Origin of the sequence: Moorena sp. SIO1G6 (assembly GCF_010672795.1) — a bacterium.
GTDB classification, from domain to species: domain Bacteria; phylum Cyanobacteriota; class Cyanobacteriia; order Cyanobacteriales; family Coleofasciculaceae; genus Moorena; species Moorena producens.
On record NZ_JAAHFZ010000008.1, the window covers coordinates 268,462 to 291,543 of the forward strand.

Genomic DNA, 23,082 nt, shown 5'->3' on the forward strand with positions numbered 1-23,082 from the left:
ATAGGCCAATGGCTGATACCTGAATGCTTACTTCAAAATTAGCATCTTACCAGAACAATTACCGGATATACCCAATTCTTAATAAATTTTATACTTTTTACTGCTTAAAATACTATCTTATCATACTTAAAATAAAATTGCCGTTTTTTTAACATTAATTAACGAGGTTTTCCAGGCCACGCATTATAGTAGTTTAAGTATCGAATAGGTTAAATTTTTAATAAATTTTAAAATTTATTACTGCTTAAAATACTATCCTATCATACTTAGACTACCCCCCCCGATTTGTTAACATTAATTAACGTTTATTTTGGTGATATTAATGATTATTATTCTAGTAAATTATTTAAGAATAATAATCATGTTAATGCATTAGTTTTTCTTATATATTTATGGAGATCTGAATAAGAAATATATATATATTCGTGGAATCCTCATTTCAGAAAAGATCTGGATCAGCCAAGTCCTTACCCACTCTATATTTCAGCTGATTTAGACAGATAAAATCTGGTCAGTGCTCAAGATATTTTCAATCACAGTCAATCAAAAAAAAAGTTTTGTGATGCAAAAACTGTGAGATACTAACAAACGGGTGCATAAAACTTGCAACACAAAAGTTTAAACGTTTGATATAACGGTAGCCTTAATGAAATATTTGAGAGCTAATCGCTCCAAGGGCAGTCATGACAATGCCCAGATGGGGAAGCGATTATTCAATGGGGTGATGGCGATCCTACTAACGATCACCTTTACCCTAGTAGGTTTCCTCCCAGTGACTAACCAGGGAATCGCACTTGCCGACACAGAAGGCCAGCCCAACATCCTGGTGATCATGGGAGATGACATTGGTTGGACTAATGTCAGTGCTTATGAAAAGGGCATTGTCGGTTACGACACGCCCAACATCGATCGCATTGCCAATGAGGGCATGCTGTTTACGGACTACTACGCTGAGCAAAGCTGTACCGCCGGTCGGGCAGCTTTTATCACTGGCCAAAGTGGTTTGCGGACTGGCTTGCTGAAAGTCGGTTTCCCAGGAGCACCCTTTGGCATCCAGGATGAAGACCCCACCTTGGCAGAAATGCTGAAGCCCTTGGGTTACACATCGGGGCAGTTTGGCAAAAACCACCTGGGGGATCTCAACCGGTTTCTGCCCACAGTCCATGGCTTTGACGAATTCTTGGGCAACCTCTATCACTTGAATGCAGAAGAAGAGCCGGAGAATTCGGACTATCCCGGCGGACCAGATGGCTGGTTTGCCAAAAATGTTGGACCTCGCGGAGTTCTGGATTGCAAAGCAACGCCTGGTGAATATCACGAGGAACCGATCATTGGAGATCCAGACTATTCAAAACGCTTTGGCGAGTTGGGCTATCAGGAATGTTATGATACCGGGTCGCTCAACATTGAGCGCATGAAGACCGTAGATCGGGAATTCCTAGACCGGACGAAGGAGTTCATTGAAACAGCGGTGGAAAACCAGAAGCCCTTCTTGACCTGGTTTAACTCCACCCGGATGCATTTCTATACCCATATTAGTGATGAGGTCAAGGGAATCAGCGGTCAGGGCTTCTACGGTGATGGCATGCTAGAGCACGATGGCCATGTAGGAGAGTTGCTCGACCTGCTGAAGGAGCTGGGCATTGAAGACAATACGATTGTCATCTATACCACAGACAACGGCCCCCATTACAATCAATGGCCTGATGGCGGTCTGAGTCCCTTCCGGGGTGAGAAGAACACCAACTGGGAAGGCGGCTACCGCGTTCCAGCACTCGTGCGCTGGCCTGGTCATATCCCCGCTGGAACCGTATCCCATGAGATTTTCTCTCACTTAGATTGGGTGCCAACCCTGATGGCGGCTGTTGGCGTGGATGACATCAACGAAACCCTGAAGCAGCCCTGTCCGGAAGATGAACCCACAAACCTCTGTGGAACCTATCTCGATGGGTTCAATCAGTTGGCCTATTTGACCGATCCCGAGAACCAAAAGGGACAGCGTCCGGGATTCATCTACTTCAATGATGAGGGTCAACTGCCAGGGGTTCGCATTGGGGATTGGAAAATAGTCTTTTCGGAACAACGGGCTCACTATTTTGATGTCTGGCGGGAGCCGTTTGTGCAACTGCGGATTCCAAAACTGTTTAACTTACGTCGGGATCCCTACGAGCGCGCAGACACAGACTCTAATAACTACAATGACTGGTGGTCTCGCCGGAATTACTTGTTGCTGCCAGCAACAGCTTTGGTTCAGAAGTTCCTGGATACCTTTGACCAGTATCCTCCCAGTCAAGCTCCCTTTGGTTTAAATCCTAACGAAATCATTGACGACATTGTTGATGAGATTGGATTGACAGAGGTTGGTGCTGACTAGGAAGTAAAAGGCATATAGCGCTACGCGCAAGGGCTTTAGGCATGCATGCAAAAGGCAGCAGTTTACTGTAACAGCTTTTGCTGCTTGTATGAATGTCAAACACCTTAATGCGTAGTGCTATATCAACCAGATACGTTACTTGAGTAAAGATGTCTTTGGTTGGCACAAAGTAATTCAGCTCTTAGATGATGAAAAAAAGAACCTTTGTAGTTTTCTTCTCAATTCTGTTATCAGTCTTTTGCCTAGGAGGCTTTGTGGCATGTCCCCCTGCTGCTGCGGACTATGACCCGTTAGTGTCTTGGAATGAGGGTACGACTAAAGACACGATTGTTAACTTTGTGGAAGAGGTTACCAATCCTAACAGTTGTAATTACGTTCCTCCGAGGGGACGCATTGTCACGATTGATAATGATGGAACCCTGTGGACTGAAAAACCCCTTATTCAGGGGGAATTTATAAAATCTAGGCTAGGCAATGGATTGTCAGATCTTAAAACACTTGGTTTTTTAACTGAAAAGGAAGTCGTCCTAGCAGATCTCGAATTACCGGAAATGACACCGGAAGATTATAAACAGGAAGCTAGGGAATTTCTGGATACACAAAATCATCCATACCTTGGCTTTCCATACATCCAGCTGACCTTCCAGCCCATGGTTGAACTGGTCAATTATCTCAGAAGTAATGATTTCAAGGTCTATATTTGCTCTGGGGGTGGAACGGATTTCATTCGCTCCTTTGCGGAAGATGCCTACGGTATTCCCCCTGAAAACATCATTGGTAGTACCACCCAAACCGAGTATATTGACCCAGAAGAGGATGGAACTTATGTCTTGCTCAAGAAGCGAGAACTGGTGCAACCCTTTAACGATAAAGCAGGTAAACCAGTGGGGATTGACCGCTACATTGGCAAAAAACCAATTATGGCGGTTGGTAATTCCAGTGGTGATTTACAAATGCTTGACTACACTGATGATGACCAAGGTCCAGCTTTAATGATGCTGCTTCACCATAATGATCCCCGTGAATGTCCCTATGCTGAAGAAGCTGGCATTGACTGTCCATACGATGATCCGGTTTTTGATGAGGCCAATGAGCGTGGTTGGACAGTTATCAGTATGCAAGAGGATTTTGTAACAGTATTTGGAGAAGAAATCGATCAAGCCCAGATAGCATCTGAATTAGATATCAGTAAAGAGGATTTCGGAACAGTGTCTGGAGAAGAAATCGATCAAGCCCAGACAGCATCTGAATTAGATATCAGTAAAGAGGATTTTTGGGACAGAATAATTCAGGAGGTTACTCGATAATTTACTGTTGAATTAAACAAATAGCTATTATAAATAGGTGCTGTTTATTTGCTATTGCTTCGGCATTATATCACAGATATTTCCTGGGTCTTACTGGTAACATAACCCCAAACTTTCCAAATCACAATTTACCTTTTGGTGCTAAAACCCCCTTACCATCCATATCCTCAGATGGATGTCCTGTCTGGAAAAGTATTATGACACAAATTTCTACGTCTATCCCCACCGATGATATCCCTCAACTCCCAAAAGCAGAGGTGGAAGATCACCACCATCACCATCCCCATCCCCATCACCACCATGGTGATCATAGCCACACCCACGGGGTGATCGACCCCGAAATTGCTAGCTCTGCTCGGGGCATCTGGGCGGTAAAATGGTCTCTGGTGGGCTTGGTGATCACTGCAATTTTGCAGGCAGTGGTGTTCTGGCTCTCTGGCAGTGTCGCTCTCCTGGCCGATCTAATTCACAACGTGGGGGATGCGATGACTGCTGTGCCCTTGGGGGTGGCGTTTCTAGTATCGCGACGCAAGCCAACCGCCAGATTTTCCTATGGCTTTGCTCGATTGGAAGACTTGGCCGGGGTGATGATTGTGGTGATTGTGCTGTTGAGTGCCGTGATTACCGCCTATGAGTCTGTGGAGCGATTTTACCATCCTCAGCCCCTGCATCATTTGGGAGCCCTGGCAATTGCGGCCATCGTGGGCTTTATTGGCAACGAAGTTGTGGCTCTTTTCCGGATTCGGGTTGGCCGGGAAATCAATAGCGCTGCCCTGATTGCTGATGGGTATCACGCTATGGCTGATGGTCTAGTCAGTCTGGCAGTGTTGGTCAGCGCTGTGGGGGTTGCCCTGGGCTATTCCTGGGCCGATCCCGTGATTGGTTTAGTGATCACAGCAGTGTTACTAAAAATTGTCTGGGAGTCGGGGCAGACTATTTTTAGTCGCTTGCTGGATGGCGTGGAACCAGAGGTGCTAGAATCCCTCAACCATGCCATCAATCATGTCCCTGAACTAGAAGCTGATGCTGTGGCAAACCTTCGACCCCGCTGGCTGGGGCATCGGCTCCATGTCGAGATGGACCTCATGCTACCACCGACTCTATCTCTTCAGCAGACCCAAGGAATTACTAATACTGTTGAGGAGCAACTGAAAGCCGAACTGCCCTATCTAGGTTTGATAGTGGTTCGCGCTGTACCTTTTACTCAAACGAGGGAATCGGGAATCGGGAATCGGGAATCGGGAGTAGGCAATAGGCAATAGGCAATAGGCAATAGGCAATAGGCAATAAAAGATTTCACCAATCATTGAGAAGATTGTTTGACTCAGTGGTGCGTTACGGGAAGGGCTATCTCAACAAGGGCCGACCGTTAAAATCATGGCGAGCCCTTCCCTAACGCACCCTACGCCTAATCCCTACGCCTAATCCCTGCTCCCTGTTCCCTGTTCCCTGTTCCCTGTTCCCTAAAACCCAAAAAAATGTACCTCACCTAATTGAACACCGTTATAATTGCCATGCAGGAAACAGCAACAACACTGATTCATCAAGAAACTTCACTGTCTGAAATCCCGGTTAAGAGGGAGGATCGACCCAAGCCACTAATTCGGATTTTGCGGGAACCATTGCTGCATTTCCTGGTTTTGGGTGCCCTGCTGTTTGGGCTATATTTTTGGGTTGGTGGTCCTTCTATCACATCGGATTCTCCCAAGCACATTGAGGTGTCTGCTGGCACCATTGAGTCTTTGAAAACAACCTGGCAGCGGCAGTGGGGACGAGAGCCCTTGCCCCAAGAGCTGGAAAGCCTTGTGGATAAATACGTTCGCGATGAAGTACTGTATCAGGAAGCCCTGGCATTGGGGTTAGATCAAAACGACCTGATTGTGCGGCGACGGGTGGTTCAAAAGATGCAGTTCTTGGTCGAAGATGTGTCGGCTCTGCAGGAACCCTCCGATGAAGTGTTGGAAGCCTATTTAGGGGAGCATGCTGAGCGCTACGCGATACCGGGCAAGTTTAGCTTTGGACAGATTTACTTCAGCCGGGAAATGCGGCGCGATCGCACTGATGCGGAAGCCCGTGATCTTCTGAATCAGTTGCAAGCCAACCCCAACCTGGAACGGTTCCAGAAGCTAGGGGACCGCTCCATGTTGCCCATAACCTATAATCTAGCCTCAGCTGAGATCCTAAGCAACACCTTTGGTGGAAGCTTTGGTCAGGAGATGGCTGGGGTTACGGAAAACGGCTGGCAAGGCCCGTTCCATTCCGCTTATGGCAGTCATCTGGTTTACGTTAGCGACATTGAACCGGGTCATAACGCAACCTTGGCAGAGGTCAAAAGGGATGTCCGTCGGGACTGGATGAGAGACCAGCGCCAACAGCTGGACGAGCAGTTTTATCAACAGTTACGCGATCGCTACACGGTTTCCATTGACCAAGATGCCTTCAACCAAGCTATTCAGGAGGACCAGGGATGAACCTAGGAAAATGGATTTGTATTGCTCTGTTGGTTTGCCTCGGCCTGGGATGCCATCCCGCCCCCGCCCAGGCCCACGGCTTTCAAACGTCCTACCTGGAACTACGAGAGCAACCCTCTGGCCAGGTGGAGGTGGTCTGGAAAACCCCATCAGCCATGAGTTTTGGGGATGAAGGGCTGAGTAGTCCCATGACCATTAGCCCGGTCTTTCCCAGCCACTGCACTGGGGTGACCGTGCCTAAAGTAATGGCTACTCCGGCCACCCGTATCACCCGCTGGACATTGGATTGCGGTAAAAACGGCTTGGCAGAAGAAACCATTGCGTTTCCGGGACTGCTCCAAAGCTCTCTGGAAGTGCTATTGCGGGTGGAATGGGCTGATGGGCACTCCCAAACCACCATGGTGCCCACTGGCGAAGAGACCTTTGTTATCCCAGAAAAAACCACTGTGTTTGCAGTGGGCCAGACCTACCTCAAACTTGGGGTCGAGCACATTTTCAGCGGCATCGACCACTTGCTGTTTGTCTTAGGGCTAGTCTTAATTGTCGGGCCATCCTGGCGTCTGGTCAAGACCATTACCGCCTTTACCCTAGCCCACAGCATTACCCTGGGTGCAGCTACCTTAGGTCTTGTGAATGTGCCCCAAGCCCCAGTGGAAGCTGTGATTGCCCTCAGCATTTTGTTCTTAGCTTCGGAACTGGCCCACAGCCGCCAGGGGAAACCAGGATTGACTGAGCAATATCCCTGGCTAGTGGCTCTCACCTTTGGGCTGCTCCACGGCTTTGGCTTTGCGGGAGCCTTGGCAGAGGTGGGATTACCCCCCCAAGACATTCCCCCAGCCCTGTTGTTTTTCAATGTTGGGGTGGAATTAGGACAACTGGCCTTTGTGCTAGTAGTGGTTGCTGTGATGGAGAGCCTGAAACGCTTTGGTCCGCACCACTACCCGCGCTGGCTGGGTTGGGTGCCCACCTATAGTATTGGCATTCTGGCCTCGTTCTGGTGTTTCCAGCGGGTTGCTGCCTTTTGGGGGTGAGTTTATCACTTAGCGGACGCAAAAACCAGAAATCTTACCCAAAACGCTCTCTCAGAAAATATCCTGGCATCTCACAATTACAAAGTTAGCAATGTCAACAATGTATTGACTGAGTGTAAGTCCAGCATTTCCCTCGTTTCAACAGAAACTATTTACCAAACCCTATCTAATTTAAGGAGTAATATCCGATGAAATTGAAGCCTTTACCCCTGAGGATTCGACCCTTGTGGTTGCGAGTACTCACTGTAGGAGTTCTCAGTCTACTGCTAACGATGGGACAAATACCTATAGCTTCAGCAGAAATTGCACCGCTCCCAGTGGAACGAAAAGCCCTATTCGGGGACCTGCACGTTCACACCAACTACTCCCTCGATAGCTATTTTGGAGCCAACCCCAATGGTCCAGAAGAAGCCTACCGCTTTGCCCGAGGGGAGGCGGTTACGATGGCTTCAGGACAATCTCATAAGTTGAAAACTGCCCTGGATTTCACTGCCTTAACTGATCATGCAGAGTTTTTAGGAGAAATAGCCATCTGTACGATGGATGAAAATTCCCCTTACTATAACTCCGAAAATTGTCAGCTAGTAAGGGATGCACAAGACGATATAGACGCTGCTGGGGAGGCATTTCAAAGATTTATAATGGGTAAAGAGGATCTTGGGGTTTGTGGTGATAATAACGAACTTTGCGAGGAATATACCCCTCTCGTTTGGGACAAGATCCAAGATGCGGCGACACAGTTCAACGAGCCAGGGGTATTCACCACCTTCAACGCCTATGAATGGACTTCTCCTGGCAATGTGCCACGAGGAATTGCGGGGGCAGGTATTCACCGTAATATCATTTTTAGTAATGATACCGTTCCTGAGACTGTGTTTTCGGGTTCGGATGTTTCCGACCCATTGAAGTCTTCTCCCAACCCAGAGCATCTGTGGGCTTGGTTGGATACTAACTGTACCGGAGAGTGTGAGGTGATCGTCATTCCCCACAACGCTAACTTGTCTGAGGGAACTGCTTTTAACCCAACCTACTACGACAACGTTACCCCCATAGATGATGTTCGCGCCAGCACTCAACAACGACTAGAGCGACTGGTAGAAGTGATGCAAACCAAAGGGGAGTCCGAGTGCAAAACGGGTTTAGGCAATGTGGATGAACTGTGTAACTTTGAAAAACTCGATACCCGTTCCGTTCGGACGGGTCCTTCCTTTCTGATCGAAGGGGCTGCCGTCCAATCCCTAACCACTGCCCCCATCTGTGATGAACTTTTTGAACCAGAGGGTTGTATTAACAAATATAGCTACATCCGAGAAGGACTCAAAGAAGGTGTCAAACAAGAGGCTAAAATTGGTGTCAACCCCTTTAAGTACGGTTTTGTGGGCGCGACCGATACCCACAGTGGGGTTCCGTCAAGTGGGGAAGAAGATAATTACCAGGGTAATCATGGTATGGCTGACGATACTCCTCAATACCGATTGGGGATTGAACAAAGTCCCATTAGTGGTGAACTCGATAACCTTTTGAATAATCCTGGTGGGTTAACAGGAGTTTGGGCTGAAGAAAACACCCGCGACAGTATCTTTGATGCCTTCCAGCGACGGGAAACCTTTGCCACCAGCGGTCCTCGTATTCAAGTACGACTCTTTGGCGGCTACGAGTTCCCAGAAGATCTCAATCTTCGAGATGATGCCATCGAGATTGCTTATGGCACTGGCGTTCCCATGGGCAGCGATTTCCCAATCCTTCCCACTGCTGAGGCAGACCCTGAGTTGTTTGTTTGGGCGATTAAAGATCCTTTGAGTGCTCCCATAGACCGCATCCAAATCATTAAGGGTTGGCTCGGTGATGATGGGGAAACCCATGAAAAGGTCTATGATGTTGCCTGTTCCGATGACAAACAGCTAAATGAGAATGGCTCATGTCCTGGAAATAAGGCCATACCGAATATTTTTACCTGTAGTTATCCCGAGAATGTGGGAGACTCAGAACTCAGTACTGTTTGGCGTGATCCTGAATTTGACCCCAATCAACACGCATTTTACTACGCACGGGTGATCGAAAATTTCACCTGTCGCTGGAGTAGCCATGATGCGCTCGCCGTTGACAAATCTATCTTCGCCTCTGGTGCTAAACCCTTTATTCGGGAACGGGCCTGGTCTTCCCCGATCTGGTATTCTCCAGCTATCGAACCTCTGCCTGCCCAACCTGTTGAAAATATGAGCCAGGAAGAATTTTGGAATCGAATCATTCAGGAAATTGAGAAACATTATTCAACCAAATGATGAAGTAAATCTATGATCCTGGCATCCCACCATGGCTTGGTAGTTTCAAAACCTATTGACTGAGTGTAAGTCCAGCAACCAAGCGATCGCTTTATAACTATTAGAAGCGATCGCAGTTACATAGGGTGCGTGATTATGGCCCAAATCTCTTGCCATCAGCCGAACGCTCCCAATCCATCCTAACGTACCATGCTGTTTGAGCCATTGGCAGACTCAAACAGCATGATTCAATCAAAAACAATTCTAAAAGGAGTTCATCAACATGAATCGAACAGTTTCACGTTTGCAAATTCGCAAACTATTTATCATAGGGTTGTGTATTTGCTTTCTGATCGGGAACATGCTATTTGTTTCCAACAGTGCCCTGGCAATTTCTTTGCCCCCTGGAGAGTACGAAATTCCATATTTCAACCGACATGTACCCCTTCCGGGAGAAATACCCTACTCCCCTTATGCAGGGCGACCCGATGAGTATCAGCCGAGCCATCCCCAGCAGGTATTCTGGGGGGACACCCACCTCCATACCATCTATTCCTTTGATGCGGGTGCGGCTGGAACTACGCTAACCCCGGAAAATTCCTACCGATTTGCCCGAGGAGAGGAAGTGACAACCGATGGTGGGCAACCAGTCCAGTTGTCTCGTCCCTTAGATTTCTTGGTGGTAACCGATCACACCGACCAGTTGGGCTCCTTCCAACAGTTTGTCGATTACCCCCCACAAGATTGCGGTGACGATCAGCAGCAGATAGATGATTGGCATGAAGCGATCGAAGAAGGCGGTGATGCTGCAGCCAACGCACAGAACGAGATTACCTCGGCCTTTGCTCAAGGTACCATTCCAGCCTGTATGCTCCAAAGCCCAGAGGAGTTCGGTGCAGCTTGGGATAATGAAGTCGATTGGGCAGAAGAGTTCAACGACCCCCACAAATTTACAGCAGTGATTGGGTATGAGTGGACTTCCCTAGATGCAGGGGACAACCTCCACCGGAATGTCATCTTCCGTGACAATGGCGACAAAGCAAAACAGTTGCTCCCTAAAACTACAGCAGATGGCACAGACCCAGAACTTCTCTGGGCGTGGATGCAGAACTATGAAGACACAACGGGTGGTGATGTGCTGGCCATACCCCACAATGGCAACCTGAGCAACGGAAAGATGTTTGCCGACACCGATGCTCGCGGTATGCCCCTAAACCACAGTTATGCCGAGCAGCGACAACTGTGGGAGCCACTCTATGAAGTTATCCAAATTAAAGGAGCGGGGGAGACTCATCCTTTTTTGTCTCCTGATGATGAATTTGCTAGTTTTGAAATTGCAGGTTGGGATAATGGTAATCTAGACCTGACCGCTCCGGAAACACCTGATATGTACGAGCATGAGTATGCCCGTGCTGCCCTCAAGAATGGATTGAAGTTTGAAGAAGACTTGGGAGCTAATCCCTTCAAATTTGGTCTGGTAGGTTCCACGGATTCCCATATTGGGATTTCCGGGGTGGAAGAAAATAGCTTTATGGGCAAGTTTCCCATTTATACCCCTAGCCCCGAACGGGCAGAACACGTCTCAAAGACAAGTTGTTTTACTAAGGATCAAGATGGCAACTGTGTTCCGGAGAATCCTGAGGTGAACCGGTTCGGATGGCAGTATGGAGCAGCTGGCTTTGTAGGAGTTTGGGCTGAAGCCAATACCCGCGAGTCCCTGTTTGATGCCATGGCACGACGGGAAGTTTATGCCACCAGCGGACCAAGGATGATAGTTCGCTTCTTTGGCGGTTGGGATTTTACCTCGGAAGATGTGAGTTTTAACCCTGGACAAGTGGGCTATGCCAAAGGCGTTCCTATGGGAAGCGATCTGACCAGTATGCCAGAAGGAAAAGTTCCCACCTTTTTAGTAGCTGCATTGAAAGATCCGATTCGGGGGAACCTTGATCGGATTCAAATTGTCAAGGGCTGGCTGGAGAATGGCCAAACCCAGGAGAAAGTTTACGATGTGGTCTGGTCAGGCGATCGCGTACCTAATGACACAACTGGTAAGCTTCCCCTTGTGGGTTGTGAGGTCAATCCTGCTATCTGTGAGACGGACGATCCGATGGAAGATACCGGTACCGTCAATACCGACACAGCCGAGTGGACAAATAGCATTGGTGCGGTTGAGCTGGCTCAGGTTTGGACAGACCCGGACTTCGATCCTACCCAAAAGGCATTTTACTACGCGCGGGTGCTGGAAATTCCGACTCCTCGTTGGACGGACTACGACAAGGTATTTTATCAGATAGAAATGGCTGAGGAAATTCCCTTAACCCTACAAGAACGGGTGTATACTTCTCCGATTTGGTACTCCCCATCTAACGTAACATCTGAGATAGCTCCGTTGCCTGAAAATCCCGAAGATGGCAGTGATTTTGACTTCTGGAACAGAATAATTCACGAAGTTATTCGATAAGTAACTGTTGAATTTAATAGCTAGGGATTAGAGATAGGATGTCGAAGTTTGGTATTGCTTCGGCATCCTATCGCACAAAAAAGGGCAATTAATTGATAGGGTAAACAAGGCACAAATTAGGTATATTAAATGAATTTGAACCGTATTTGGAAAATAGGGGTGGCAGTTGCGATCGCTCTAGTTTTGGCCATCGTTGCCTACCTTGTGATAGCACAACAGAATCGACCCATTCCCGATATAGGCTCTACAGGCACCAGTAACCCTGAGCCAGAGGTGGTTGACTCAGATACAGAGCCTTTTACTCTGCAACTACTCCATGCCTCAGATTTTGAGGCTGGACTGGCCGCATTGGAAGATGCTCCTCGGTTTTCCGCCGTCCTGAATGCCCTGAAGGAGGACTACCCCAACACGGTTGTCCTCTCCTCTGGAGACAACTACATTCCCAGTCCGTTCCTGTTTGCGGGCAGCGACCCTAGGTTGAACGAGACCCCTGTGGGAGAAGCTAGTATTGGTCACGCTAATATCGAAATCCACAATCAACTGGGTATCCAAGCTTCGACCTTTGGCAATCACGATTTCGATCTGGGCAGCAAGGAAGTGCGGGATATCATTCAACCAGATGGAGATTACCGTGGAGCGCTGTTTCCCTATCTGAGTTCCAACCTGGATTTTACCACAGACCCTAACCTATCAAGCCTGATCACGGCGAACGGTCAAGAAATCAGTACTATTCCGGCAGGACAGGTTGCGGGGACTGGAGTGATCACCGTCAATGGTGAGCCAATTGGTATTGTGGGAGCAAGCACACCCCTTTTGCCTACCATCTCTTCCTCTGATGGAGTCACGGTATTCCCGGAAAATCCCACAGACTATGACGCCTTAGCTGCTAAAATCCAAGCTGCGGTGGATGAATTGACCGCTACGGGCATCAACAAGATTATTGTCCTAGCGCACATGCAACAGTTGACCATTGAGCGGGATGAGTTAGCCCCTCGTTTGCGGGATGTAGATATAATTGTGGCGGGAGGGTCTCACACCTTGCTGTCTGATGCCACCGATCATCTGCGGCTGGGAGATACCAGTGGTGGTCTTTATCCTATTCTCAAAACCAATGGAGATGGAAATGCGATCGCTATTGTGAACACCGATGCCACCTATAAATATGTGGGTCGTCTGGTGGTTGACTTTGATGCAAACGGTATCCTGATTCCCAGCAGTATTGACCCCAACATTAGTGGAGCCTACGCCACAGATGATCAAGGAGTTGAAGCGGTAGGAGGAACCCCAGACCCGGAGGTTGTAGAAATTACCAATACCCTTGATGAAGTGATCAGTACTCAGGATAGCAATATTTTTGGCAATACCAAAGTTTTCCTGCGGGGCGATCGCGCTTTTGTCCGCACCGAAGAAACCAACCTAGGTAACCTGACCGCTGATGCTAACCTGGTTTATGCCAAGACTGTAGATGCTACAACCGTGTTTTCCTTCAAAAATGGGGGTGGCATCCGTTCCAACATCGGGGTGATTAGCGCTGCTAACGGTGGCATCGACCCCAACGACTTTGAACTGTTGCCCCCAGCAGCCAATCCTGCGCTGGGCAAGGAAGAAGGGGAAGTTTCCCAACTCGACATTACAAACTCCCTCCGTTTTAATAATGGACTTACCCTGTTTACCGTCACAGCGGATCAATTGCTGGAAACCATTGAGGATGCGGTTGCGGCAACAGCTCCGGGTGTGACTCCCGGCCAGTTTCCCCAAATCGGTCGCCTTAAATTTAGCTGTCCGGCAAAATTCATCCCACACCTAATGCTACGCATTAGGTGTGGGATGAATTTTGCACAGGGTATTATAAAATTGCTATAATATATGTACTGATAAACAAAGCCGAAAATGCTGGTTTGTCAGCCACTTACGTGTCTAAAAAATAGAACTTATTGTATTGTTCCGGTGCGGAGGGGCATCCCGTGTCGTTAATAAAGCTTACCGAGTATCCGAAGTGATGGCTGGAGTTGGTAAGAAGCCCACACTGTAATCTTCGATTCAGTGTGGGAGTATGTCACCTTTGATAGCACTCGTCCTGCCAATGATCGGGTTCTGTCTTTGGTTGTCCTGGACGATCAAGACCAAGTTATTGATGTAGTGGCTCAGAATGGTGAATTAGTGGGGGATCCCAGCCGCACGTTTCGTGGTGTTACCATTAGCTATGTGGCTGATGGCGCTCCCTTCTCCAGCTTCTTGAGTGCCAATCCAGCTTTGTTCAATCGGATCGATTTCTGGGGTGAGCCGGATAGCAATGGCGATGGGGTTTTAGATGCTGAAGAAGACCTCAACAAAAACGGGGTCCGAGATGCTGCGCTCCCTGAAGCCTTCGAGGGTTTTGCCAATTTTGCCTCCTTTGGTTCCGAGCAGGATGCCCTAGCAGAATACCTCCATCAATTCTTCCCCACAGCAGCTAATGCCTTTAATCAGGCCGATACTGACCCAACATTGGACGAACGGATTCAAAATCTGGCTTTCCGGGAAGATACGGTAATTCCTGAATAAGCGGGGATTGGTGAAAAAATCATACCGAATGAAATGTTAGGCGGCACGGCAAAACCGCTGCCGCGTCACAACCTCATAAAATCCCCCGAGCGAGGGATTGCTCGCTCGGGGGAGATGTCAACAATACTTTTTTTCAGATGCGATCGCGTCATAGTGCGATCGCATCATTTTTTTCCGAATGCTGTGCCTCGAAGGGCAATTTCCTAGGAATACATATTGTGGCACTTTTGTCAATAACTATCGATGAAATCACCCTATATCGGATGTTATAGACTTCAACTGTCATAGCCTAAAAAATCAATTATCAAGTAAGCATTCAGCCGTCAGCTATCAGCTATCAGCTATTAGCGAGTAGGCGCTTTAGAGGATATCTGAAAAGTTTTTTGATACTGAATTTTGCCCCCCTGACCCCCCAAGCGAGGGATTGCTCGCTTGGGGGGAACAAGAGTCAATTTGCTTCTAAAAGTCCCCCGAGCGAGGGATTGCTCGCTCGGGGGACCAACGGGGGCTTGGATGTAGCAAATGAGACTTCTCAGACAACCTCTTAATTGCACTGGGTCGGATCAGTAAAACGAGCAGGGATTGTCAACCAGCCATACTCGTTCGTAAGCTTGTTTACTATCTCCCCTTGATTAGTTAATTAGCTGACGGCTGACGGCTGATAGCTGAATGCTTACATTATCAAAATCTCAACCCTATACACAGTAGTCGTTTTAGGGGATTAGAATTACCCTTATAGCCTAACAAGTACCAAAGAGCGAAAATTATTAATAAATCTTATCTTTGTTTACTGCTTAATATACTATCTTATCAAACTTAGACCCAATTCCAGGTTTTTTTAACATTTATTAACCTTATTTTCTCGGGAAAGCATTATAGTAAATTTCTTAAACTTGGGGATATAAGTTTTTATTATATTTTTTTTTTTTTTTGATAAAAATTTCAAATATAATACCAGAATTTTTGCCGGATTTTAGAAAAAACGTTGGTCAAATAAGTGCTTGCAAACTCTTGATTTAGGTGGGTTTAGGCAGATTAAATCTGGTCACTGATCAAGGTGTTTTTAATCACATTCCATCAAAAAAATAATTTTTGTGATGCAAAAAGTGTGAGATACTAACCAAGGGGTGCAGAAAACTTGTAAACCCAAAGTTGAAACTCCGATACATAGGGAGATTTTATGAAATATTTGAGAGTGGTGACGGCAATCGTACTAACGATTACCTTCACCCTAGTAGGTTTCCTCCCGGGGATTAACCAGGGAATAGCACTTGCCGACACAGAAACCAAGCCCAACATCCTGGTGATTATGGGAGATGACATCGGCTGGTTCAACCCCAGTATCTACAACCGGGGGATGATGGGCTATGAAACACCCAACATCGACAGTATTGCTGAAGATGGCATACTCTTCACCGACTTCTATGGTGAAAACAGCTGTACTGCTGGCCGCGCTGCCTTTCTCACTGGTCAGAGTCCTGGACGTACTGGTCTAACCAAGGTGGGCTTACCTGGTGTTGACGTAGGATTACAGGCTAAAGACCCAACCCTGGCTGAGCTACTCAAGCCCCTGGGCTACGCCACTGGTCAATTCGGTAAAAACCATCTGGGTGACTTAGATAAGTATCTACCCACTAACCACGGCTTCGACGAGTTCTATGGCAACCTCTATCACCTCAACGCTGAAGAGGAACCAGAGAACGAAGACTATCCACCGGAAGGTGAGTATCCAGCATTCGACGACAACTTTAGGCCACGAGGCGTCATCCACAGCTATGCAGACAATCCAATACAACCTGAAGCATGCGAAGAGGGGACATTAACAAAACCAATAATAGACGTAACAGATGAAGATCCGAATAATCCTAGTGAAGGTCAACTAGTCTGCGATACAGGTCCGCTAAATAAAAAGCGGATGGAAACAGTGGACGAAGAGTTTCTAGATGGTGCACTAGATTTCATCTCCAAGGCACACTATAATGACCAGCCGTTTTTTGTCTGGTTTAACTCCACCCGTATGCACGTCTTTACCCACCTCAAAGATGAATCTGTAGGGGTTACCGGACAGGGAATCGAGGCAGACGGTATGGTGGAACACGATGGCCATGTTGGGGTACTTCTCAATAAGCTTGAAGAATTGGGCATTCAAAATAACACCATTGTGGTCTACACCACTGACAACGGTGCAGAAGTATTTACCTGGCCCGACGGCGGCACGACTCCTTTCCATAACGAAAAAGTAACTAACTGGGAAGGTGGTTTCCGCGTGCCCGCTATGATCAAATGGCCTTTTCATATCAAACGTGGTGTGATTTCCAACGAAATCATGTCTCTCCAAGACTTGCTGCCCACGCTCATGGCTGCAGTTGGTGTGCCCGATATCAAGGAGCAGCTACTTACAAATGGTTACGGCACTGATGAGGACGGTAACCCTATCCTCATTCATCTAGACGGCTATAACTTCTTGCCCTATCTATTAGATCCAGATAAGGAAAAAGCACCTCGTGAAGAGTTTTACTATTTAACTGACGATGCTTACCCATCAGCACTCCGGTTTAAAGATTGGAAGATAATTTTTGCCGAGCAGCGAGCTGAAGGCTTTGATACTTGGCAGGAACCCTATGTAAATTTGAGGGTTCCTATGATCCTTAATCTGCGTCGCGATCCCTTTGAAAAAGCTCCCACCGAGTCTGACTATTATGTAGACTGGCGCTTCCGACGCACTTACTTGCTAGGTCCAGCCGTAGCATATATGGCTCAATTCCTGGATACCTTCAGGGATTTTCCACCTAGTCAACGTCCCGCATCTTTTAGCGTCGATCAAGTTGTGCAGGAGCTAATCGAAGACCTCAAGAATATGGCATTGGATTAAGCTGCTCAGTAGGCTATATAGCAGAAGTCAGAAGTCAGAAGTCAGAAGTCAGAAGTTAAACTCTTGCCATACTGTAGTTTGAGACTTTTGTCATGTCCTAATTACCCTGGCGACTGCTATAGCACTAAGTCTTTACTGGCTAAGTGCCACCCCTAGCTGGATAATCAAGGCGTCACTTGATGGCAAATCTGCCCATCAGTGACGCCTGCCAACCAGCCTTGACCATAACTACTTGGCAATAGTTTGTATTCACAAGATCAGTTGGCTACCTAAAAATAGCCTTAATTGGCAAAAAGCTGCTCAGCAATTACACTACAGAAGTCTTAACTCATGAAAAAAAGAACGTTTTTAGTTTTCCTATCGATTCTGTTATCAGTCTTTTGCCTAGGAGGCTTTGTGGCATCTCCCCCTGCTGCTGCGGACTATGACCCCTTAGTGTCTTGGAATGACTGTGGGACTAAGCAAACGATTGTTAACTTTGTGGAAGACGTTACCAATCCCAACAGTGATAACTACGTACCTCCTAGCGATCGCATTGCCACCTTTGATAATGATGGAACCCTGTGGACTGAAAAACCAGAATATATTCAGGAGTCATTTATCAAATATAGGCTAAGTAATGCATTGCCAGCTCTTCAAAAACTTCCTTCTTTAACTGAACAGGATGTCATGGTAAAGGATATCACCCTAGAATATATCCAACCGGAGCCATTAACACCGGAAGAGTATAAACAGAAGGCTAGGGACTTTCTGGATAACTCTTTGCACCCATACCTTGGAGTGCCATACATCGAGCTGACTTACCAGCCCATGGTTGAACTGGTCAATTATCTCCAAAGTAATGATTTCAAGGTGTATATTTGCTCTGGAGGAGGACTTGATTTCATTCGCTCTTTTGCCGAAGATGCCTATGGTATTCCCCCTGAAAACGTCATTGGTACGACCGTCCAAACAGAATATATCGCCCAAGGCGATGGATCTTATCTCTTGGTTAGGAAGCCAGAACTGGTGCAACCCATTAACGATGGACCAGGTAAACCAGTGGGAATTGAACGCTACATTGGTAAAAAACCAATTATGGCAGTTGGTAATTCCAGTGGTGATTTACAAATGCTTGACTACACTGATGATAGCATTGGTCCAGCTTTAATGGTACTGCTTCACCATGATGATCCCCGTGAATGTCCATATGCTGTTGATAACCCTGACATTGACTGTCCATACGATAAAAAGTCCGAGGATGATATTAATGTTTTTGATGTGGCCGATGACCGTGGTTGGACAGTTATCAGTATGAAAGACGATTTCGTAACAGTGTATGGAGATATAACTCCATCGATAACTCTATTGGAGAATGTATCTGGATCTCAACAAGCATCTGGATATGAGAACACATCTGGAGATCAAACAACATCTAAATACCAACGCTCAGTGCGCTCATCAGTGGCTGGTAGGTATCGTAGGTAGTAAATGCTAAGCCCTAGTACAGAGCATCAACGAAAAGCTTAGACCATAAGCATTTTCAATTTGGCATAGCCGCAACTGTAATAACCTGACCATCAAGGCGTCACTGGATGATAAATTATAAAAATTGCACACCAGTGATGCCTTTGTAATGTAAAGTAAGTTTTAATCTATCAGCTATCAGCTATCAGCTATCAGCTATCAGAATATGCTTACGTTAAGTTTAATATCTAAGTTTAATACCTAAGTTTAATAGTACTATTTCATAAAACTAATCGCTTTTATAGTTCAACAATGAAGACTCCTTGGTTAAAATCACTTCTCTTCAAACTTTTCCTCAGTTTCCTGACAGTATGCTTAGTCTTTGGCACTGCCACACCAGTCAAGGCATCTCCCACGGTAAATAGCTGCCCTGAAGGTATGACCTTCATCCCTGGGGGCACTTTCAAGATGGGTTCCGACGTTTACTACCCTTCGGAGCGCTCTGCGGACGATGTTACCGTTGAGAGCTTCTGCATCGATAAATACGAAGTCACTAATGCCGAATTTGCCAAATTTGTCAAGGAAACTGGTTATATTACAGTAGCAGAGCGTCCCCTCTCTTCGGAACAGTTTCCCGACTTATCAGAGGAGCAACGGGCACCTTTCTAATCTATAGCCATTCTACGACTTGTGAAGTACACAATTTCGGGATTTTAGGGAACAGGGAACAGGGAACAGGGAAGAGAAAAGAGGGAACAGGGAAGAGAAAAGAGGCAATAGGGAATAGGGATGCGCTCCATCAAGACTGTACCTCATAACTGCAATAAACGCTATACTACTCATTATAATGGTTACCCTTTGTTGCGGTAAGCATCCCCCTCACTATTCAAGGATAATAGTCCTAGAAGTTGTAGAAAAAGTAATGGCTGCCAAAGACCTATTCCATGATGCTGTAAAACAAGCACTCCTAAAAGACGATTGGATTATCACAGCAGATCCCCTAAAAATTAAGATTGAGGGAGTTAAGCTTGAAATAGATTTAGCAGCCGATAAAGTTATAGCAGCTCAAAAAGCAGAACGAAAAATAGCAGTTGAAATAAAAAGTTTCCTCAATACTTCGGCAATTACAGATTTTAATGCGGCACTAGGTCAATTTTTAAACTATCGCTTAGCATTACAAATGAGCGAATCAGATAGAATACTTTATCTGGGAGTTCCTGTTGATACCTTTGAATCATTCTTCCAAGAAAAATTGCCCCAAGAAGCAGTAAAGGTTTATCAAGTAAAATTGCTCATATATAATCCTGTTGAGGAGGTAATAATCGAATGGAAAAATTAGAAAAGTACCGATTAATAATTCGCCAGCTATTAACTAATCATGCCAGGTTAGAAGCGAATAATTCAGATTCAGAGATTGAAGGTCAAGTTATTTTTGACACAGAACATGACCATTATCAACTTCTAGATATCGGCTGGGATGGATTTCCTGAAGGCGATGTGGGATACCACCTTCCTCGAAGCAGTCGGGGATGTAGTACTCAGCTTTTCTGACTCAAATGATATCCTAGATATCCAAGATGTCGGAATTTGTCCGGGTTAAAAGTATCAGAAACAGATATGATGACAGCTTATCAACAAACTGTGTCTGACCTCAAGTTAGCGTCCCCACAGAACCCAGAGAAAGCTAAGGCTATAGCTCAGCAAGGTGAGGCGGATCGGCTGATGGGAAATTTTGAAGCTGCCCTCGCCAAGTTCACCGATGCCCTTGAGCTAAATTTTAACAACCCTTGGGCTCTCGCTCACCGTGGGCAAACCTACTATCAGATCAAACGTTATCAGGAAGCCCGAACAGATTTTAGCCGCGCTATTGATCTCAACCCTAACTACCTTTGGGCTCTGGCTCACCGGGGCGTAACCTACCGCTTTATGGGGGAAGCATATTACACAATGGCAGTGGCTGACTTGGATCGAGCCATTGAGCTGAAGCCGGATTACTTTTGGGCAATTGCCTATCGTGCCCGAGTTTATGAGCTGATGAAGTGCTACAAGAAAGCCCTGATTGATTTTGACCGTGCGATCGCCTTTGACAAAACCATATTTGTGAAAAATTGGCGGATTGAACGGGGGTTACTACTCAACTATGCCAATAGATATGCTGAAGCGATCGCTTGTTGCCAGCAGAGGTTAGAGGAAGTTCCTGATGACACTACAGCTTTGTACTGTATTGCAGTAGCAAAGGCTCGTTGGCAAGGATTGACCCAGGCCAAAAGCGAGATTGAGCTTACGCGGTCAGTATTGCGCTCTCAATGGCAGACAGGGGATCGAGGAGATATTCTGTACCGACTGAGCGGCTTAGCCATCTTGGTAGGTAACTGCGAACAAGCATGGGAATATCTAGAAGAAGCTATTCCTATTAATGATGAAGCCATTGAGTTAGTCGATCACGACCCAGCTTGGATGGAGTGGCGAGATCACCCGAAAACTCAGGCATTAATCGCTATAGGAAAGGGAACAGGGAACAGGGAACAGGGAACAGGTAACAGGGAGTAGGGAATATGGTATCAACAATTCTCACAATTCCTACACGGATTGCTATAAGCGCGTTTCTCAATGAGATGTAAACCTGTATGGTCTTGTTTTATTGGACAATAAAACTCCGGATCTTTTTCCCCTCCTGGGAGGGGTTAGGGGTGGGTTACTCTAGCATGCATGCCTCTTGCCTTTTGCCTTTTAACGCAAGAAGTGTGTTTACAACCCAGATACAAACGCTATCGTTAAGCTTTTGAGACAACAAACCTCAATAAATTAAGTTTCAAATAACAGTTAAGGAGGAATTTAATCCAGATGGATAATAACACTTGGGCTCTTGCTCAAAAAGCAGAAACTCTTAGCTTGTCAGGGGCCTATGAACAGGCGATTGAGATTTTTGAAGAACTTCAAAAAAGTGATTCGGACAATGCTTGGCTTAATGCCCACCTAGGAACACTTTACTACCAGTTGATGGATTATGGTAATGCCGAAAAGTACTTGACAAAAGCCGTCGAAAAGAATGATAACTATCTCTGGGCTCATGCACATCTAGGTGAAACCTACCGTCTACGAGCAATTACAGAAAATGATAAAGAGCAGAAAAATGAATCTATTAACTCAGCTATAAAACATTTCAAAAAAGCGATTGCTCATAAAGCACCAGAAAACAGCAACTATGGGTGGGCATTAGCTCACTTGGGAGCAACCTACCGCCTGAAAATCACTCTGGATAAGATTAAATTAATCAAAGAAAATGAGATAGATCAAGAAAGTAAAAAACAAGCTTTGAATTATCTTAACAGAGCGATTGAACTTATGCCCACATATGCCTGGGCTTGGGGTATGCGAGCGGCAGTTCACAGATTAGCTCAAGAATACGAGGAGTCATTGTGGGATTTGGGAGTAGAAACACAAATATCTCCAGACCTGGAGACTTTACAACACTCTTATTATCCTGTTTCAAGCTTAGTAAGCAGGAGGGTAAGTCTTTATGAACATGCATTTCTGTTTTTTTATTTAACGAAGAGACAAGATAACTCAGAAAAGAAAGAGAGATACTATATTGGAGCGATCGCTTGTGCCGAACAAGTCTTGATCCTGAAGCCAGGTGATTTGATAGGTCAACTCATTCTCAAGATAATTGAAGGTACACAAAAGAAGGAAAAAGACCAACTTAATGATAAATTTAGAGAAGAATGCAAGACAGTTATTAAAAAAATAGATGCCAAGCTTGCTGAGATATGTAAAGCAGTATTGATATACATGATAAAGGCTGAGCCTAAAACCAAGAATAAGTTGGAGATGCTGGCTCAGGCAGAAGGTATGTCAGGACATAAATTAAAGAAGCTTGTTGATGATGTCCTCAACAATTTTATTGTTCCCAAAAATATTGTTCCCAACAATATTGATACCAACAATCCTGATCCCAACAATCCTGATATCAACAATTCTGATCCCAACAATCCTGATATTAAAGCAGAGGCACAATTATGGCTGTGGCAAAACTTTGCATGGGTCGAAGGATCTGCCAGTGGTCTTTCCTTCCTTGCTGATTTAAGTGAAGTTCTGCGATATTTTGATCAACACTATGATGATATAACTGGTAAACCATTGCCTTATCGAGTGCTTGCCTTGATAATCTATGATCAATACGCACTGGAAAGGCTTTATCAAACTCCAGCATTGTCAGAAGCAGAACGGGTAGAAACATTTAAGAAATTGTCGCCGTGGATAAAATGACTACCATTAGCTTAGATTCTCGATTCGTGACTATAAAAATTAGGAG

17 protein-coding genes are annotated in these 23,082 nt (G+C 46.0%); all 17 read left to right on the plus strand.

What is annotated here, in order from left to right:
* The first annotated feature begins 724 nt into the window (after positions 1–724).
* The 17 genes from F6K63_RS10455 to F6K63_RS10535 all read left to right on the plus strand — a co-directional run bounded on the left by F6K63_RS10455 (position 725) and on the right by F6K63_RS10535 (position 23,036).
* The gene (locus F6K63_RS10455; protein ID WP_502708299.1) at positions 725–2,374 is read left to right on the plus strand and encodes an arylsulfatase; all 1,650 of its coding nucleotides are present in this window, start codon (positions 725–727) and stop codon (positions 2,372–2,374) included.
* Between the two features lie 185 nt (positions 2,375–2,559).
* Entirely contained in the window at positions 2,560–3,681 is a 1,122-nt protein-coding gene (locus F6K63_RS10460) for an HAD family hydrolase (RefSeq protein ID WP_229414365.1), read from the plus strand.
* A gap of 197 nt (positions 3,682–3,878) precedes the next feature.
* Positions 3,879–4,943: a cation diffusion facilitator family transporter gene (locus tag F6K63_RS10465; RefSeq protein ID WP_287311995.1), complete on the plus strand. Its 1,065-nt coding sequence runs from the start codon at positions 3,879–3,881 to the stop codon at positions 4,941–4,943.
* A 252-nt stretch (positions 4,944–5,195) separates the two neighbouring features.
* Positions 5,196–6,152 (plus strand): peptidylprolyl isomerase, encoded by a 957-nt coding sequence (locus F6K63_RS10470; protein ID WP_287311997.1) that lies wholly within the window; start codon positions 5,196–5,198, stop codon positions 6,150–6,152.
* Positions 6,149–7,183, plus strand: coding sequence for a HupE/UreJ family protein (locus F6K63_RS10475; RefSeq protein ID WP_287311998.1), 1,035 nt, complete (start codon positions 6,149–6,151; stop codon positions 7,181–7,183). The genes F6K63_RS10470 and F6K63_RS10475 overlap by 4 nt, the downstream gene beginning before the upstream one ends.
* Before the next feature lie 188 nt (positions 7,184–7,371).
* A complete protein-coding gene (locus F6K63_RS10480) occupies positions 7,372–9,465 on the plus strand; it encodes a DUF3604 domain-containing protein (protein ID WP_287254978.1) in 2,094 nt (697 codons plus the stop codon).
* A gap of 340 nt (positions 9,466–9,805) precedes the next feature.
* Positions 9,806–11,905, plus strand: coding sequence for a DUF3604 domain-containing protein (locus tag F6K63_RS10485; RefSeq protein ID WP_502708300.1), 2,100 nt, complete (start codon positions 9,806–9,808; stop codon positions 11,903–11,905).
* 129 nt (positions 11,906–12,034) lie between these two features.
* On the plus strand, positions 12,035–13,768 hold the full coding sequence (locus F6K63_RS10490; protein ID WP_287312003.1) for a 5'-nucleotidase C-terminal domain-containing protein: 1,734 nt from the start codon (positions 12,035–12,037) through the stop codon (positions 13,766–13,768).
* 180 nt (positions 13,769–13,948) lie between these two features.
* A complete protein-coding gene (locus F6K63_RS10495) occupies positions 13,949–14,449 on the plus strand; it encodes a hypothetical protein (RefSeq protein ID WP_071103636.1) in 501 nt (166 codons plus the stop codon).
* A 137-nt stretch (positions 14,450–14,586) separates the two neighbouring features.
* Positions 14,587–14,721: a hypothetical protein gene (locus F6K63_RS10500; protein WP_287312005.1), complete on the plus strand. Its 135-nt coding sequence runs from the start codon at positions 14,587–14,589 to the stop codon at positions 14,719–14,721.
* Positions 14,722–15,629: 908 nt separating this feature from the next.
* The gene (locus tag F6K63_RS10505) at positions 15,630–17,321 is read left to right on the plus strand and encodes an arylsulfatase (protein WP_287312007.1); all 1,692 of its coding nucleotides are present in this window, start codon (positions 15,630–15,632) and stop codon (positions 17,319–17,321) included.
* Positions 17,322–17,651: 330 nt separating this feature from the next.
* Positions 17,652–18,788 (plus strand): HAD family hydrolase, encoded by a 1,137-nt coding sequence (locus F6K63_RS10510; RefSeq protein WP_071103638.1) that lies wholly within the window; start codon positions 17,652–17,654, stop codon positions 18,786–18,788.
* A gap of 291 nt (positions 18,789–19,079) precedes the next feature.
* A complete protein-coding gene (locus F6K63_RS10515; protein WP_071103639.1) occupies positions 19,080–19,436 on the plus strand; it encodes a formylglycine-generating enzyme family protein in 357 nt (118 codons plus the stop codon).
* Between the two features lie 253 nt (positions 19,437–19,689).
* Positions 19,690–20,106, plus strand: a complete 417-nt coding sequence (locus tag F6K63_RS10520) for a XisH family protein (protein ID WP_287312010.1) — start codon at positions 19,690–19,692, stop codon at positions 20,104–20,106.
* Positions 20,094–20,318: an element excision factor XisI family protein gene (locus F6K63_RS10525; RefSeq protein ID WP_287312013.1), complete on the plus strand. Its 225-nt coding sequence runs from the start codon at positions 20,094–20,096 to the stop codon at positions 20,316–20,318. Before F6K63_RS10520 ends, F6K63_RS10525 begins: the two co-directional genes overlap by 13 nt.
* Before the next feature lie 66 nt (positions 20,319–20,384).
* Positions 20,385–21,317 (plus strand): tetratricopeptide repeat protein, encoded by a 933-nt coding sequence (locus F6K63_RS10530; protein ID WP_287312016.1) that lies wholly within the window; start codon positions 20,385–20,387, stop codon positions 21,315–21,317.
* Positions 21,318–21,611: 294 nt separating this feature from the next.
* Complete coding sequence (locus F6K63_RS10535; protein WP_287312019.1) at positions 21,612–23,036, plus strand: tetratricopeptide repeat protein; 1,425 nt, start codon at positions 21,612–21,614, stop codon at positions 23,034–23,036.
* The last annotated feature ends 46 nt before the right edge of the window (positions 23,037–23,082 follow it).

Coding starts and splice junctions, on each gene's coding strand:
- F6K63_RS10500 (WP_287312005.1), top strand. CDS start 14,587: ATGCGATCGCGTCATAGTGCGATCGCATCATTTTTTTCCGAATGCTGT.
- F6K63_RS10515 (WP_071103639.1), top strand. CDS start 19,080: ATGAAGACTCCTTGGTTAAAATCACTTCTCTTCAAACTTTTCCTCAGT.
- F6K63_RS10535 (WP_287312019.1), top strand. CDS start 21,612: ATGGATAATAACACTTGGGCTCTTGCTCAAAAAGCAGAAACTCTTAGC.
- F6K63_RS10530 (WP_287312016.1), top strand. CDS start 20,385: ATGATGACAGCTTATCAACAAACTGTGTCTGACCTCAAGTTAGCGTCC.
- F6K63_RS10475 (WP_287311998.1), top strand. CDS start 6,149: ATGAACCTAGGAAAATGGATTTGTATTGCTCTGTTGGTTTGCCTCGGC.
- F6K63_RS10485 (WP_502708300.1), top strand. CDS start 9,806: ATGCTATTTGTTTCCAACAGTGCCCTGGCAATTTCTTTGCCCCCTGGA.
- F6K63_RS10525 (WP_287312013.1), top strand. CDS start 20,094: ATGGAAAAATTAGAAAAGTACCGATTAATAATTCGCCAGCTATTAACT.
- F6K63_RS10465 (WP_287311995.1), top strand. CDS start 3,879: ATGACACAAATTTCTACGTCTATCCCCACCGATGATATCCCTCAACTC.
- F6K63_RS10510 (WP_071103638.1), top strand. CDS start 17,652: ATGAAAAAAAGAACGTTTTTAGTTTTCCTATCGATTCTGTTATCAGTC.
- F6K63_RS10470 (WP_287311997.1), top strand. CDS start 5,196: ATGCAGGAAACAGCAACAACACTGATTCATCAAGAAACTTCACTGTCT.
- F6K63_RS10505 (WP_287312007.1), top strand. CDS start 15,630: ATGAAATATTTGAGAGTGGTGACGGCAATCGTACTAACGATTACCTTC.
- F6K63_RS10520 (WP_287312010.1), top strand. CDS start 19,690: ATGGCTGCCAAAGACCTATTCCATGATGCTGTAAAACAAGCACTCCTA.
- F6K63_RS10490 (WP_287312003.1), top strand. CDS start 12,035: ATGAATTTGAACCGTATTTGGAAAATAGGGGTGGCAGTTGCGATCGCT.
- F6K63_RS10455 (WP_502708299.1), top strand. CDS start 725: ATGGCGATCCTACTAACGATCACCTTTACCCTAGTAGGTTTCCTCCCA.
- F6K63_RS10460 (WP_229414365.1), top strand. CDS start 2,560: ATGATGAAAAAAAGAACCTTTGTAGTTTTCTTCTCAATTCTGTTATCA.
- F6K63_RS10480 (WP_287254978.1), top strand. CDS start 7,372: ATGAAATTGAAGCCTTTACCCCTGAGGATTCGACCCTTGTGGTTGCGA.